Annotated in this window: 18 protein-coding genes; 9 read left to right on the top strand and 9 right to left on the bottom strand. The window is 46.7% G+C overall.

The genetic code is table 11. From position 1 onward, the window contains the following. Positions 1-26 precede the first annotated feature (26 nt). Complete coding sequence (locus tag IPL34_RS00805) at positions 27-1,796, top strand: SLC13 family permease (RefSeq protein WP_296836313.1); 1,770 nt, start codon at positions 27-29, stop codon at positions 1,794-1,796. Between the two features lie 45 nt (positions 1,797-1,841). On the opposite strand, the gene IPL34_RS00800 is transcribed toward IPL34_RS00805, so the two are convergent. Further along, a complete protein-coding gene (locus IPL34_RS00800; RefSeq protein ID WP_296836308.1) occupies positions 1,842-2,618 on the bottom strand; it encodes a hypothetical protein in 777 nt (258 codons plus the stop codon). Between the two features lie 191 nt (positions 2,619-2,809). Continuing rightward, positions 2,810-2,962 carry a hypothetical protein gene (locus tag IPL34_RS00795; protein WP_296836301.1) on the bottom strand — a complete coding sequence of 51 codons (153 nt, stop codon included), beginning with the start codon at positions 2,960-2,962 and terminating at the stop codon, positions 2,810-2,812. A 622-nt stretch (positions 2,963-3,584) separates the two neighbouring features. Here IPL34_RS00795 and IPL34_RS00790 point away from each other — a divergent pair. Next, positions 3,585-3,920 (top strand): hypothetical protein, encoded by a 336-nt coding sequence (locus tag IPL34_RS00790; protein ID WP_296836299.1) that lies wholly within the window; start codon positions 3,585-3,587, stop codon positions 3,918-3,920. A 49-nt stretch (positions 3,921-3,969) separates the two neighbouring features. Here the strand turns inward: IPL34_RS00790 and IPL34_RS00785 are convergent, their stop codons facing one another. The 4 genes from IPL34_RS00785 to IPL34_RS20715 form a co-directional block, all read right to left on the bottom strand. After that, positions 3,970-4,188 (bottom strand): type II toxin-antitoxin system HicB family antitoxin, encoded by a 219-nt coding sequence (locus tag IPL34_RS00785; RefSeq protein ID WP_296836296.1) that lies wholly within the window; start codon positions 4,186-4,188, stop codon positions 3,970-3,972. 11 nt (positions 4,189-4,199) lie between these two features. Continuing rightward, positions 4,200-4,385 carry a type II toxin-antitoxin system HicA family toxin gene (locus tag IPL34_RS00780; RefSeq protein ID WP_296836293.1) on the bottom strand — a complete coding sequence of 62 codons (186 nt, stop codon included), beginning with the start codon at positions 4,383-4,385 and terminating at the stop codon, positions 4,200-4,202. A 29-nt stretch (positions 4,386-4,414) separates the two neighbouring features. After that, a complete protein-coding gene (locus IPL34_RS00775; RefSeq protein ID WP_296836290.1) occupies positions 4,415-5,323 on the bottom strand; it encodes a P63C domain-containing protein in 909 nt (302 codons plus the stop codon). Positions 5,324-5,426: 103 nt separating this feature from the next. Next, complete coding sequence (locus IPL34_RS20715; RefSeq protein ID WP_366931016.1) at positions 5,427-5,582, bottom strand: Arc family DNA-binding protein; 156 nt, start codon at positions 5,580-5,582, stop codon at positions 5,427-5,429. A gap of 90 nt (positions 5,583-5,672) precedes the next feature. On the opposite strand from IPL34_RS20715, the gene IPL34_RS00770 reads away from it, so the two are divergent. From IPL34_RS00770 to IPL34_RS00740, 7 genes are all read left to right on the top strand, one after another. Then, positions 5,673-5,843: an Arc family DNA-binding protein gene (locus IPL34_RS00770; RefSeq protein ID WP_296836287.1), complete on the top strand. Its 171-nt coding sequence runs from the start codon at positions 5,673-5,675 to the stop codon at positions 5,841-5,843. A 29-nt stretch (positions 5,844-5,872) separates the two neighbouring features. Beyond that, on the top strand, positions 5,873-6,169 hold the full coding sequence (locus tag IPL34_RS00765; RefSeq protein WP_296836284.1) for a hypothetical protein: 297 nt from the start codon (positions 5,873-5,875) through the stop codon (positions 6,167-6,169). Positions 6,170-6,195: 26 nt separating this feature from the next. Further along, positions 6,196-6,546 (top strand): DMT family protein, encoded by a 351-nt coding sequence (locus IPL34_RS00760; protein WP_296836281.1) that lies wholly within the window; start codon positions 6,196-6,198, stop codon positions 6,544-6,546. Positions 6,547-6,699: 153 nt separating this feature from the next. Further along, on the top strand, positions 6,700-6,966 hold the full coding sequence (locus tag IPL34_RS00755; protein WP_296836278.1) for a hypothetical protein: 267 nt from the start codon (positions 6,700-6,702) through the stop codon (positions 6,964-6,966). Between the two features lie 353 nt (positions 6,967-7,319). Then, positions 7,320-10,118, top strand: coding sequence for a 2-oxoglutarate dehydrogenase E1 component (locus tag IPL34_RS00750; RefSeq protein WP_296836275.1), 2,799 nt, complete (start codon positions 7,320-7,322; stop codon positions 10,116-10,118). A gap of 123 nt (positions 10,119-10,241) precedes the next feature. Beyond that, positions 10,242-10,877 carry a hypothetical protein gene (locus IPL34_RS00745; protein ID WP_296836272.1) on the top strand — a complete coding sequence of 212 codons (636 nt, stop codon included), beginning with the start codon at positions 10,242-10,244 and terminating at the stop codon, positions 10,875-10,877. A gap of 98 nt (positions 10,878-10,975) precedes the next feature. Next, positions 10,976-13,813 carry an SEFIR domain-containing protein gene (locus IPL34_RS00740; protein WP_296836269.1) on the top strand — a complete coding sequence of 946 codons (2,838 nt, stop codon included), beginning with the start codon at positions 10,976-10,978 and terminating at the stop codon, positions 13,811-13,813. Positions 13,814-13,848: 35 nt separating this feature from the next. Here the strand turns inward: IPL34_RS00740 and IPL34_RS00735 are convergent, their stop codons facing one another. The 3 genes from IPL34_RS00735 to IPL34_RS00725 form a co-directional block, all read right to left on the bottom strand. Next, positions 13,849-14,271 carry a PIN domain-containing protein gene (locus IPL34_RS00735; RefSeq protein ID WP_296836264.1) on the bottom strand — a complete coding sequence of 141 codons (423 nt, stop codon included), beginning with the start codon at positions 14,269-14,271 and terminating at the stop codon, positions 13,849-13,851. Continuing rightward, positions 14,261-14,542, bottom strand: a complete 282-nt coding sequence (locus IPL34_RS00730) for a hypothetical protein (RefSeq protein ID WP_296836261.1) — start codon at positions 14,540-14,542, stop codon at positions 14,261-14,263. Before IPL34_RS00730 ends, IPL34_RS00735 begins: the two co-directional genes overlap by 11 nt. Before the next feature lie 86 nt (positions 14,543-14,628). Continuing rightward, positions 14,629-15,027 (bottom strand): MGMT family protein, encoded by a 399-nt coding sequence (locus tag IPL34_RS00725; protein ID WP_296836258.1) that lies wholly within the window; start codon positions 15,025-15,027, stop codon positions 14,629-14,631. Positions 15,028-15,141 lie beyond the last annotated feature (114 nt).

Below are 15,141 nucleotides of genomic sequence, written 5' to 3'. Positions count from 1 at the left end.
ATTAAAACCGCACCTAGGAGGCTGAAATGAGCTGGGAAGCAGTGTTAACCCTTGCTGTTGTGGTAGGGGTCTTACTAGCGTTGGCATTAAGTACCATAGCGGCTGATTTGATTTTAATGGCAGCACTACTCACCTTATTAGTGAGCGGGGTACTCACCGCTAATGAAGCCTTTGCAGGGTTTGGTAATACCGGGTTAATGACCATTGCAGCGCTTTATATTGTGGCAGCGGGTTTACGTGAAACGGGAGCAGTGCAGTGTATTGCCCGCACCGTATTAGGACAGCCGAAAACGATACAAGGAGCGCAGTGGCGTTTATTACTTCCATCAGCCGGACTTAGTGCGTTTTTAAATAATACTACGGTGGTAGCTATGTTTATGCCTGCCGTACAGGACTGGTGTCAACGTCTTAAACTACCTCCATCTAAACTCCTCTTACCGCTTAGTTATGCAGCTATTTTAGGTGGGACGTGTACCTTAATTGGTACGAGTACTAATTTAGTGGTGAATGGGCTATTACAAAAGACCGGACATGCAGGTCTGGGCATGTTTGATATTACGCTAGTGGGCTTAGCCGTACTGATAACAGGGGCTGGCTTTATTTTATTGTTAGGTAATCGCTTATTGCCTAGTAGCTCAGGTGTCATAGAGTCGCCGGAGCAAATTCGGGAATATCACGTCGAAATGGTCGTGCAAGAGGGTGGGATCTTAGTAGGTAAGACGGTGGCAGCAGCAGGTTTATCTCAACTAGGATACGGGTATTTAGCTGAAATTGAGCGCGGTAATGAGTTGATTCAAAGCCCTGATGCTGAGTTTGTATTGCAAGCCAATGACTTGCTAGCCTTTATTGGTGCACCACGTTGTGCCCATGAGTTGCGGAGTATTGAGGGATTGCGTCCCGCCAATGATGATATTCATAAGCTTGGCATTGTGCATTATCGGCGGCGTTTGGTGGAGGCGGTATTAAGTGAGGAGTTTCCTTTTTTGGGCATGACCTTGCGCGAATGTGATTTCCTCTCTAATTATCAGGCAGTTGTATTATCGGTATCACGCGGTGGGACTAAATTAGCCGACAAGGGCTTAAATGTGCGCTTGCAAGCTGGAGACACTTTGCTGATGGAGGCAGGTAAGGATTTTGCTAATCAGTATCGTTTTCGTAAAGATTTTATGCTGGTGAGTGCCTTAGATAATTCCAGCCCCCCTAATTTCGCTAAGGCTAAATTGGCCTTGGGTATTTTAGCGGTGATGGTGGTGCTCAGTGCTTTAGAAATTATCCCCATTTTGGAGGCGGCGTGGTTAGCAGCAGGTGTGATGTTATTGACCCGCTGTCTCAATGCAGGTTTAGCGCGGCGTTCGATTGATTTTACTGTGTTGACCGTGATTGGAGCCTCGTTTGCTTTGGGAGAAGCGATGACTAAAACCGGGGCAGCACAATGGATTGCACAGTCAGTGATGGAGTTTGGAGTAGAAAGCCCTTTAGTAGCATTGAGCCTAGTCTATATTATGACCTCGCTGTTTACTGAGGTGATTACTAATAATGCGGCGGCGGCTTTAATGTTCCCTATTGCTACCTCATTAGCAAGTCAGTTTGGGGTGGATATAGTGCCTTTTGCTATTGCGATTATGTTTGCTGCCTCAGCGAGTTTTATGACCCCGATTGGGTATCAAACGAATCTAATGGTGTATGGTCCTGGTGGCTATCGGGTAAGTGATTATTTGAAGGTTGGCACACCGTTAAATATTATGATTGGAGTGGTTACTATTAGTATGATTGCTTGGATTTGGTCTTTGAGTTGAGAAGGGCGAGTACTCCATAAACTACTTAATGGAGTACTTTGCTAGCTAACCTCCACCACAGCCCCCGCAACCCCCTCCACCGCAGCCACCACCACTCCCATAGCCACTCGTGCCACAAGCCCCTGCACCCATATTATCAGTGTTATAAGGGCGAGAGTTATCAGAGCGTTCAGGCGCATTTAAAGGGGTGAGTCCATTAGTACCAGCGGCAAAGGTTACACCGAATATCATACTTGCAATGATAGCAACGATAGATCCAAACCATTGATTAATAAAATAGATTGCCACTATCATCAATCCTAGTCCCCCTAAAAAACCACTAAATTTACGATGGGGTTTGAGTTGAAATAGCTCCATATTCACACGCCTAAAATTAGGTGTTTTAGCAAAGCGTGTTTTGACTTCTGGCCATACATTAGTCGGGGGCTTTTCTTGAAAGATTTCTTCATATAGCGCCAAGGTAGCCGCATACTGCTCTTGAAAGCGCTCACGATCTTGGCCAAATCCTGACATAGGTTCGTGATGCAGCGGGCGCTTTAGGATGGTGTCACATAAATCATGCCAATAAGAGCGCGTATAAGTAAGGTGTAAATGCCATGCCTGATCAATAGCGTCTGAGGGGCTGACGACTATGCGATTTAAGCTAGCCAGTAATATAAAGCGTCGATATTCGTGTAGTACTAGCCTTGCATAGGAGAGCGTCCAATTATTTTCCATAGCTAGGCGTTTGCTAAAGGGAAAGTCGGTTGGTTGAGTATCAAAGACTAGGTTTTCTAGTTGTTGATAGAGTGTGGCTAGTTCAGCAGGTAAATGAGTTGACATTCTCCACCTCCATTAGGTGATTGAGCTAGGCTAGATGCCTGCTTTGTGAGGCTGGCAATAGCGTTAGTGTGCAGTAGTGGAGGTCTTAAAACTATTAGGATGATTACCTAATTTACGGGGTAAGAATACGTAGGAAAGGTTTGGGATTTATGGGTTGTGACCATGACAAGATGCATGGTCACTAGAAACATTTAAGCTAATGAGGATTTAGGGTTAGTTGTTTTAGTAGAGGCAGTTGTTTGGGATAGCAGTGTTAGTTTGCGGGCTTGGCTGAGATGATCGCTGGCATTGTTGATGGCTAGTGCATTCAGAATACGTCGCCACACTTCAAGAAACGCTTTCATAGTAATTCCTCCCTAGGTTTAAAGCTAGTTACCACTAAGGACTCGCGGTGAGTCATTTTTGAACTAGCTATGTGCGTGAATTTAGCGTGGTTTTTCTTAAAAGGGAAGTAAGAAATTTGGAATTGCTTATTCAGATTTTGCATAAGGCTGAAGGAGCGCTAGGTGTGACCAGTTTAGTCACACTTCCAGTCAAAATGTTGCAAAATAGCTGCAATTTGCTGCGCTTCAGGAAGCTGCATAGCTTGGGCGAGTTTGAGCGAGGAGCAGAGTAGGCTTTTAGGTTCAGCGGTGTTAGCATTACTTTGTAGGAGCCTATAAGCTCTAATGCTTTATGAAAATCAAATAGCGGCGATTTTTCCTTTGGTAATTTAGCTATGGATGCAGGGCGCATTCGTTATATTGCTCAACTACCTGCGGGGCGAAATGTTATTGTTACCTTCCCATTTTATTGAAATTCCCTTCCAAACAAAGGCGATTGACCCCGTAGTGACGACTTTTGGTGTGCCTTATAAGTAATAAGTAGGTTTACCACATCTTTTACCCTCTCCTATAAATTAGGCTATTGTTTAACCGCCACTAAATAGCGGTTAATTTAGGAGATGTAATGAGAAAACTATGAGTCATGATAGGACTTGCTGTATTAACGTCTAGTGCTTTTGCTGCTAATCCGGTGTATTTGGATTGTCAATTTTCTGAGAATCGCTTATTTAAAGTGACGCTCGATGAAGATGCAGGGCGGGCTACGATGGACTACGGGACGGGCAAGATTGCTACTTATGCTGCTAAGTTCAGTCCTAATGATGTGAGATTCGTAGATGATTCACTAGGTGGGGTGGCTACCTCTATTTTTACCATAGATCGTACTAGCCTAAAGATGATTCATTTCATTCCTTCAATTAAAAGTAATGATGCGGGCCAGTACAAACTGGTACAAGCCCCGAAAAATCGCAAGTTTTAAGTGATTTAGCCGCACCTCGGTAGGGAAGCGGCTTTGTACCATAGTGAGTTCATGCCGCTAAAGGCACTTCTACCACTACGCTTTTAGAGACGGGCGGGGGGATTTGCTCACCGCTAGCGGATAAATCTTCTAAATGAAATTGGATAGCTTCACGGATGAGTTCCAGTACTTCGCCTTCGGTTTCACCTACGGCAATGCAGCCGGGTAAATCGGGTACGGATGCGCCAAAGCTGGTTTCGCCTTGTTCAATGATCACGGTATAGTACATGGTGATTTTCCTTATTTTAGTCCTGCTTGTTTGAGTACGCTGTTAAGTGTGCCAGCGGGTACGTCTAGACTGGGCTTGCCCGCTACAGTCACTGTACCGGATTTAGTAGGGTGATGAAACTGACGGTGGCTGCCTCGTTGACGGTCTAAGTACCAACCATCATCGGCTAGAAGTCGCAAAAGTTCGGAGACTTTCATTCGCCTAGTCCTCGCTGATTTAATGCCTGTTAGGTATCAGTATCGGGTAATAGTAGCTCTAAAGTATTACCTTTTTTAGGCATGATTTGATCTACCATTTTTAAAAACTTTTCCCAGCTATAGCCGTTAGCAATGGCTAATTTTTGAAAGTTGATAATAGTATACAAGTGTTGGGCTAACATAGGATTACCAATATCAGTATTGAGCCACTGGTGGAGTTTATGGGGACGCTCACCGCTACTATTTTTAGGGCTACGTTCTTGCAGTTCTTTGAGTAATCCGGGAGCCATACGCTCATACACAAGGTCATTGGTATAATGGGCTACTACGCTGTAGCGGTTCACGGTCATACCCTGCCATTGCCAGCCTCTTAACGCATAGATATTTTTATAAAACTCATCCGGGAATTTCTTTGCCCATGCCGCTAGTTCTTTGCTAAGGATTTTATCCAGATATTCTTGGAGTGCGTCTTTTCTACGTACTTCTTGATAGCCTGTTGCCTCATCTATGAGGGCAATGATCCCTACTTTAGCGACTGATCGAATAATGACTTCTGCATAATCTGCATAGGTTTGTTGAGTTTTTCCCAATAAGCCTTCTACTTTTCTAGCCTCGATGAGGGCGTCACTGAGATCAATTAAAAGAGTAGCATCAAAGCCATAAGTTTCTGGAGCTGAACCACCGCTGCCTACCCGGTCAAAAACAACGGGATTTTTGAGCTGGTCTATGACGAGAGCAGAGAGGAATGGCTTAAGTTTGTTATCTACTAATTGGGTGAGTGCCAACCCGGAGGCAGCCCTTGAAAATCCTAGAGAATTTTGCATTCCACGCCCAGAAATAACCCTGCGTCCATCGGCTAAAACATGGCAGGGAATAACTATATCGCCTATGCGAAGTTCGCCCGTGTGGGTGGCTTTTTGTCGGAGTTGGTCGGTCATATACCCTCTTTTAAATCCGGTTCATCATCTCAGCAAAGATTTCTCTAACACGCTTCTCCTGAGCCTCGGTTAAACCTTCAGAGTCCGATAAGCCGTTGATATTTTAAGAAAATTCAAATTTGAAATTCTCGGAAAGTCCGTCAAAAGTAACTCTTAATCTTGCAATAATCTCAGCATTCATGCTACTACCTGAGTGGCGGGCTGCTTCAATTATTTGCTGATGTAAGTCTTGAGGTAAGCGTAGGGTTGTTTTCTGCATTGTCATGGTGCTAGATGATAGCAAAATGAAATCAAAAATCTATCAGTCGTTATTGACTTCAAAATAAGGTCATGACATTTTGACTTTAAAATGAAGTCACTCCAAGGACGATTGAGTTACACCCTAAGAATGGATTTAGCGTTGAAGAAATGGCTTGCTGATGAAGCAAAATCTCATGATCGAAGTATCAATGCTGAAATTTTAAGTATCTTGAAAGAAAAGAGGGATAAAGAGCGAGAGGAAGTAGTTCAAGCGGCGTAAGCAAATTCGTGGTTTAAGAGTCCGTTACCATGTTAGACGATACACAGCCCAGTACTTTAATCCAACTTGAAACCTCATTTGGTGTAGAGCAACTGCAACGTGTGCAACAAGACCCACGCTATATGGTATCGCTTTTGTATTTCTTCGGGGTACTGACCATTGCGAATGTGGATAGTATGGGACGTTTAGTATTGGCTATTCCTAATCTAGTGATTCGCGGTTTGTATCTAGAACAGCTTCGTGAGCAAATCCTTCCCCAACTTAACGATCAAATCACGGCACTACAATCTCAGCTTGTCGAGCACCTAATCCTTCTTGCACAATAGCCCGCTTCATTTCTTAGGGGCTAGCGATGAATCCGATTGTTGTCACTATTAGCTTACTCATATGCAGCAATATCTTTATGACTTTTGCTTGGTATGCGCACCTAAAAGAGCTGAATAATAAGCCTTGGGTGATTGCAGCTTTGATTAGTTGGGGCATTGCGCTATTTGAATATCTACTCCAAGTCCCAGCTAACCGTATTGGCTATACCGTGCTCAATGTAGGACAATTAAAAATTATTCAAGAGGTGATTACCTTAGCGGTGTTTGTGCCCTTTTCGGTGTATTACCTCAAAGAGCCTTTAAAGCTAGACTACTTATGGGCGGGGTTATGTCTAGTCGGTGCTGTTTACTTTATGTTTAGAAGTAAAATCGTTTAAGTTTATTAGGTCGGTATTCATCTTACATTCTGAATGCGTGCTCGACACTAAGCAAGACAGCTAGTGATGTTTAGCTATGACAAAAGGGGCACTCTAATCAAGGGCTCGATGATTAGAGTCAATAGCAAACGAGTATGAGTTGAGTGGCGACCCATGATGAAAATGAGATACACCGTCAGTTTGAAAAATGGCACAACCTATCATGCGAGTGAAGTAGAGCAGGTGGGGACTTTTTTAATATTGCATGACATTCGTGAATGTTGGCATCGAGAATTGCGTATTCCGGCTGCTGATATTGCTGAAGTCTATATACCGCTAGTACCAGAGCATGTAGCGGATTTAAGTAATACTATATTGCTCAATTTAGTGTTAAGCGCAGTGCTGGTACTACTCATTGTGGCGACTATTTTTGCAGTTTAGTTGCTATCATTAATTCCGTTTTAGGGCAGGAAGACGATCTTAAATGAGGGTGCAAAGTAGGTCATGTAAAGCTTGCTTTGCATTAAAAAAGATAAGATGTCGACAATCTTATAAAACTGCTCCTAATTCTCCTATCAGCTTTAAGCCTTTTTAAAGCAGTGTCTTGCCCCGTGGGATGGATAAAAAACTCGTGAAACTGGGCGCTTTACCGCATCAAATTGCAGATTTCTGCTTCCTGCATCTTTCAATATATCTCTTTTAGCCTATAATGTTGCGCCTTGACTCTTCAAAGAAACATTGTTCAACAATAGCTAACTGTTGACACTTAAAAGCACTAGCTCGGAGTAGGATGGATGAATAATCACCAAAGTCTAGGTTCATTAGACGAAACCTTTTTAGATGGCGAACATGCGCTCTTTTTAGAGCAGATGTACCTCCAATACCAACAAGCACCGGAGTCGATGTCTGCTGAGTGGCGTGAGTATTTCAGTGGTTTAGACCACAGCCTATTTAATACGGCTCGTACTAACTCTTTCCAACAGTTAGCTGCTGAAGGACCAGAAGCTCTAGAACGCCGCAGCATGCAAGTGAAAGTATCTCGCTTGATCAATGCTTACCGTAATCTGGGGCATTTCCAAGCTGATACTAACCCTTTAGGTAGCTATGCTTATAAGCAAGAAGTCCCCCAACTCACTTTAGAGCATCATCAATTAGTGGGTGTTGATGGTGAAACCGTATTTGATCCGGGTTCTTTTAATATCTCTGCAAAACCTACCCTCACTAATATTATTAGTGCCTTAAAGCAGATCTATGTGCGTAGTATTGGTTTTGAATACATGCACATTATGGATGAAGAAGAAAAGCGCTGGTTACAAAAGCGTATTGAATTAAGTTTGGGGCGTGCCAATTTAACGGCGGATGATCGTAAAACTTTATTACGTCATGTCACCGCTGCTGAAGTATTTGAGCAATATTTACATCGTCGCTATGTCGGTCAAAAGCGTTTCGGTTTAGAAGGCGGTGAAAGCCTCATTCCAATGCTCAAAACGATGGTGCAAAAATGCGGTGAATTTGGAGCTAAAGAAGTTGTCTTTGGTATGGCACACCGTGGCCGCTTAAACGTCTTAATTAATGTGATGTGCAAGCCTTCTGGTGTGTTATTCGCTGAGTTTGAAGGTAAAGTTGAAGATCCTCATTTCACAGGCGACGTGAAATACCATAAAGGTTACTCCTCCGATGTACAAACCCCCGGTGGTTCGGTACATATGGCCTTAGCCTTTAACCCCTCCCACTTAGAAATCGTTAGCCCCGTAGTAGAAGGTTCAGTACGTGCCCGTCAAGACCGTCGTGGTGACACAACAGGTACAGAAGTGCTCGGTATTGTGATTCACGGTGATGCTGCGTTTGCAGGTCAAGGCGTGGTCATGGAAACCTTCAATATGGCACAAACGCGTGGTTATCGTACACACGGCACGATCCATGTAGTCATTAATAACCAAGTGGGTTTCACCACCAGTACCGTGGCGGATAGTCGCTCTACTTATTATCCCACCGACGTAGCGAAAATGATCAATGCACCGATTTTCCACGTCAATGGTGATGATCCAGAAGCGGTTATCTATGTAGCACAATTAGCTGCTGAATATCGTGATCGCTTCCGTAAGGATGTGGTGGTGGATTTAGTTTGTTATCGCCGTTTAGGTCATAACGAAGCGGATGAGCCAGCCATGACTCAACCGGTGATGTACGACATTATCCGTAACTTAGCCACTACGCGTACTCAGTATGCGAATAAATTAGTAGCGGAAGGCGTACTGACCCAAGAAGAAGCCGACGGTATGGTAAAAGCCTATCGCGCTCATTTAGAAAATGGCGATGTAGTCTGTGAAAATTATCACAACACAGGTTTACCGCCTGCACTCCAAACGCATTGGAAAACTTACCTCGACGGTAAATGGCGTGATCAAGTAAACACTACTTACACCGCTGAGCGTATTAAGGCAATCAGTGAAGCTTGGATTAGTCAAATTCCTAGTGATTTCGCCGTGCATCCTCGTGTGCTTAAAGTATTTGAAGCACGCGCTGAAATGGGACGTGGTGAGAAGCCAGCCGATTGGGGCTTTGGCGAAACCTTAGCCTATGCCACCTTAGTGGAAGAGGGCATTAATGTTCGCTTATCAGGTCAAGACTGTGGTCGTGGTACGTTCTCACATCGCCATGCGGTACTGCATAATCAAAAGCAACGCCAGCAATGGGTTCCGTTAAAACACGTTGCCCCTAATCAAGGTAATTTCATCGTTATTGATTCGGTATTATCGGAAGAAGCGGTACTTGCCTTTGAATACGGCTATGCCACGGCCGAGCCTACTTCCCTCGTAATTTGGGAGGCTCAATTCGGTGACTTCGTGAATGGCGCTCAAGTGGTGATTGACCAATTCATTAGCTCAGGTGAGCAAAAGTGGAACCGTTTGTGCGGTTTAGTGATGTTCTTACCTCACGGCTTTGAAGGTCAAGGTCCAGAACACTCTTCAGCCCGTTTAGAGCGTTTTGTGCAGTTGTGTGCGCAAGAAAATATGCAGATTGTAGTGCCTTCTACCCCTGCTCAAACCTTCCATATGTTACGTCGTCAAGTACACCGTAATTATCGTAAACCTTTGATTGTATTCACACCAAAGAGCTTATTACGTCATCCACTTGCGGTGAATGATCTAAAAGATTTTACCGAAGGTCAGTTCCAAGTTGTCATTGATGATGTGGATGCAGTTACACCAGAGGCTAAGGCAAAAGTAGAGCGCGTAGTCATGTGTAGCGGTAAGGTTTACTACGATCTATTAGAAGAGCGTCGTAAGCAAAACCTTGAAAATGTAGCGATTGTGCGCATTGAGCAACTCTATCCTTTCCCAGCGGTGGAGTTGAATCAAGTAGTACGTCAGTACGCTAATATGAAAACCGTCTTGTGGTGTCAGGAAGAGCCAGTCAACCAAGGTGCATGGGACGGTATCCGTCACCGCTTCGAGGTATTTGATGCGGCTGAAATTACTTGCGTGAGCCGTCCCTCCTCCGCTGCACCTGCGGTCGGTTCGCTCTATGTGCATCAAAGACAACAACGTGCGCTAGTCGCTGAAGCATTAGGCTTAACGACTCCAGAGTAAGCTAGCTGATTGTAGTTTAATAAAGCGATGAAAAAGCCCGACCTTGTGTTGGGCTTTTTTTTATGGCGCGGTTTATACTGTGCTAGGAGAATCAGTTAATTAGCGTTTATAGGGGGAGAGATCATGCAGGACAGCACCGCTAAAGAGGGGTACTTTAATCGTATCTTAGGTAACGATGCCCAACAACAAGCCACGGTGTCTAAAGCTGCTCAGCAAGCCCTTGAGCGTTTATCGGCCGCTGAAAAAGACGATGTGACCAGTATTGCCGCCTCGCAGATTGAGCTATTAAGTCGATTTTATGATCTTTCCCTGATTCAGGCACAACGGAGTTTCCGTTGGGCATTAGTGGCAAGTATGGCAGGGTTACTGTTTTTTTTGGCCGCCATTGGTTTTATGTTGTGGAATATAGAGCGGGTTTCGACGATTACGTTGGTGAGTGGTGGGCTGATTGAGTTTATTGCGGGCATTAATTTCTATTTGTACGGTAAAACCTTAGCGCAGCTCACCTTATTTCAAAGTCGTTTAGAGGTCACTCAGCGTTTTTTATTAGCGAATAGTTTAACGGAAACCTTAGGTCAGGATTATCGAGATAAAACCCGCGCTTTATTGATTGGTCAAATGGCGGAGATTCCTAGTTCGTATTATGTGCATGCTTTTAAAGAACAGGAGCGGTCTGTGTGGTCACGGTTAGATCGTGGGGCTGCGGAATCTGCTTCGGTTAATCCTAGTCCGGTGAGTACAGGGAGTGAGGGAGGATAGGTTTGTTTGGGAGGTAGAGGGATTTTTTCACTGAGACGGACAAAATGGCTGATAGACGGTATTATTAAGTTCATTTTAAGGTAGATAGAGCTTGCCCTATGACCAAGGTTTTCATCAGCTATAGCCATGATTCGGATGTACATAAGCAAAGTATTTTAGAACTATCCGACCAATTGCGGGAGGATGGCGTCGATTGTTATATCGACCAGTACGTGAATGGCTGGCCTGCTGAAGGCTGGCAGCGCTGGATGGAGAAGCAGATAGAACTCGCCGATTTTGTGCTGGTTGTGTGTACGCCGCTTTATCTGCGCCGCTTCAGGGGAGAAGACCGTGAGGGTGGGCGTGGTGTCAATTTTGAGGGCGTCATCATTTCCCAAGTCCTGTACGACGATTTCCAGCAAAACACCAAATTTATTCCCGTTATTCCTGATGATGGCAGCTTGGATAATGTGCCGCGTATGTTGAAATCTGGCAGTGCTTACCTGTTTGGTAATCAGTATGAAGCACTGTATCGGGTGTTGACGGGGCAGCCACTGGCAACGGCAAAACCGTTGGGCAAGCTGAAACACTACCCGACACTAAACGACTCCCAGTCAGCAACGGGTTCGCCCACCATCCACTCTGACCGCCTGCCCACTGTCAAAGGTGGTTTTTTTGGGCGTGTTGCTGAGTTGCAATTGCTTAACGATGCTTGGTTTAGCAACACTACACGTATTATTCAATTTATTGCTCCGGGCGGCACAGGCAAAACCAAACTGTTGCGCCATTGGCTTGATCATACCACCGACATCCCCGTGCTAATCGCGTGGTCGTTTTATTCACAAGGGGCATCTGAGGATAAGCAGACTTCCGCCACGCCGTTTTTTAGCCATGTGTTTGAAAAGCTGGGGTCGACCCGTGAGCGGTTTGCGTCGGAGGAGGATAAGGGCGATCACCTCGCCGAGTTGTTGCGCGGCAAACGCTATGTGTTGGTGCTGGATGGTTTGGAGCCATTGCAACATGGTGGGGCGGCGATGCGCGGAGAGCTTAAGGATAAAGCTATTCGGCAGTTATTGCGCCAGCTTGCCCGCCATCTGTGCGGCTTGTGCATTATTACTACGCGGATTGCAGTGCATGAACTGAGTGATCGGGATGCGCCTGTTGTGATGCGTCACGATTTGCAAAATTTGTGTGAGGTGGATGGTGTCCAGTTGCTGCGATCGCTGGGGGTGACGGGCAGTGCGGCGGAACTGGGCAAGGCGGTGGGTGAATACGGCGGGCACGCGCTGGCGTTGAGTTTGCTGGGGAATGTGTTGCGGCTGTGGCATCATGGCGATGTGCGCAAGCGCGATACGCTCACGGCACTGGTCAAAGCGACGGGCAACCGCGACAGCCGCCACGCCTTCAAGGTGATGCAGGCTTACGCGGAATGGTTTGCGGGCGAGCCGGAACTGGCGTTGCTGCACCTGTTGGGGCTGTTCGACCACCCCATCGGGCAAGAGGTGCTGCAAATGCTGTGGGATGCGCAGATTCCGCACCTGACCGCAGGCATTGATGAAGATGAATGGCTGGAAGCCATCGCCAGTTTGCGCGAAGAACACCACCTGCTGTCGCAGCACGACAGCGGCGGCGACCTCGACTGCCATCCGCTGATCCGCGAATACTTCGGCGGGCAACTGCAAACCCAGCAGCCGCAAGCGTGGCAGCAGGCGCATGAACGGCTGTACGAATATTACAAAGCCCTGCCGGAAAAGGAGTTCCCCGATACGCTGGAAGAAATGCAGCCGCTGTTCAGTGCGGTGGCGCATGGGTGTGCGGCGGGGTTGCATCAGCAGGCGTTGGACGAGGTTTATTGGCTTCGTATCCAGCGCGAGGGTGAGTATTACCTTGTCAAAAAACTCGGTGCTTTCAGTGATGACCTCGCTACCGTCGCGCATTTCTTCACGACCCCGTGGCACACCCCCGCAGCAGGTTTGCAGGAAATGTGGCAAGCCGCAGTGCTGAACTGGGCTGGTGCTTGGTTAAGAGCCTTGGGGCGGCTGCGTGAGGCACTGGAGCCGATGCAGGCAGCCGTTGATTTATTCGTAAAGCAAGAAAACTGGAAAGAAGCTGCGAAAGGAGCCAGCAACCTCAGCGAACTGCAACTCACCCTCGGCGATGTGGCACAAGCGGTGGAAAGCGCTGCACTGAGCCAGCGCTACGCCGACCAGTCCGTGGATATGTTCATGCGTATGGTTTGCCGAACTATCCACGCCGATGCCCTGCATCAGGAAGGTGACACTGCCGCCGCCCTTGCCCTGTTCAGGGAAGCGGAGAAACTCCAGCAGGAATGGCAGCCTGCGTACCCGCGCCTGTATTCGGTGCGAGGTTTCCGCTACTGCGACCTGTTGCTGGCGCAGGGCGGGACGACGGAGGTGCTGGAGCGGGCGGAACAGACACTGGGATGGGTCACAACACAAAACTGGTTGCTGGATATTGCACTGGATCAACTCACTCTCGGACGCGCTTATCTGCAACGTTTGTTAACCCCTCACCCTAGCCCTCTCCCGCAAGGGGAGAGGAAACAAGATCAGCAGCAAGCAGCTTATTGGTTGGATCAGGCTGTCGTTGGTTTGCGTGCATCGGGAAGACAGGATTTTGTGCCTTTCGGGCTGCTCGCCCGCGCAGCCCTGCACCGCCACACCCGCGACTTCGCCAGCGCTCATGCCGATTTACATGAAGTATGCGACATCGCCGACGGCAGCGGGATGCGCCTGCATTTAACGGATTATCATTTGGAAATGGCGCGGTTGTTATTGGCGGAGGGTCGGGAAGGGGGAAATATTACCTACCACCTCAACGCCGCCGCCAAACTTATCCAAGAAACAGGCTACCACCGCCGCGACCAAGAGCTGCTAGAATTGCAACAAGCCGTTGCGACAAAACATGACAGAAACCTGACACTACCCCATTTTTAGCGTGGGCTGGAATGGCTGAAAAAACTGCAAAACCATTACACGGATGTCAACGCAACAAACGGATCAACAATCCTTAGCAATCCTTCAACTACCTGCCCATGTTGCATATCTTCGGAATACAGCACCTTACAGCTCTGTTCCAGCGCACTTGCCACCATCAAGCTGTCGAAATAGCTGTAGCCATAACGCTCCCCCAGCAAGAGCGCCTGCTCAATCGTCTGGGTGGTTACTGTCGTGACCTGAAAATTGCCTTGCAACTCTTGGATGACACTCAGAATATCGGGGTATGCCTGTTTTTGTTTGCGGCGCAGCACATTGCTGACTTCGTTTAATACCTGTGTGCTGATCCAAGCATCCGGCTCTTGAGCGCATTGCTGAGCAAGGGCGGCTTTTTCAGGTTCATCTTCGGAATACAGATAAATCAGCACGTTGGAGTCAAGGAAAACCTTAGCGGGCATTGGCTTCCTCACGATCAAAACGGTAGCCACGGGTTTTCAACTTGATCGCATTGAATTGTTTTTTGGCGGTTTGTGTTGTTGTCAGGTGTTGCAGACGGTTTTCGCGCATCAGTTTTTGTAGGTAATCAAAGGTCAGACCGGGGTGCAATTCCGCTAATCTGCCGATTTTCGCCCAATAATCTACCTGTCCCCCCAATGTGCGTTGAAATACCTGCGCCTGTTGTCGTGCGGCTTCGACAGTTTCATCGGAAAGTTTTACGCTAACTGCCATGTTGCCACCTTTAGTCTCTATAAGTTACTGTTAGTTACTTATGGTAGATGGAGTGCTTGTTCGCGTCAAATCATCTTACTAGCCATTTATAAAGCCTGACAAGCGGTATGATTCGTGGCATAACCCTCAAACGCATTGTCAAACAGTGAAACCGAGGGACGCCAGCGATAAACCTTTAAATTCACTTTGCCATTCGCTTGAAACACCACGCCCTCCGCCTCTAATAATAAACGCTGGTGCAAAGCGCCATCCGCCGAGAGCTTACCTAAACTAATACTACCCTGAGCATTGATTACCCGTTGCCACGGCACATCCGTATCAAGAGGCAGCGCATGCAGGGCATTGCCTACCATTCGCGCATGACGTGGTAAACCCACCATACGAGCAATATCCCCATAAGTCGCTATCTTTCCCAGCGGAATAGTGCGTACCTTGGCATAGATTTGTTGATAATAATTGAGCGTGGTTTGAGCATTTTGCAACATAGTGATCCGCACCGGCTAACTAAGTGCTGTTGATAGTAATCCTTAACTAATGTCATTTACAGCACCTACTAGGCTCATGAATACTTGCTCAAGGTGAGTCGCCTCACCTAAGAT

This window comes from Thiofilum sp., from assembly GCF_016711335.1.
GTDB lineage: Bacteria > Pseudomonadota > Gammaproteobacteria > Thiotrichales > Thiotrichaceae > Thiofilum.
This window is presented reverse-complemented; position numbering and strand designations above follow the sequence as displayed.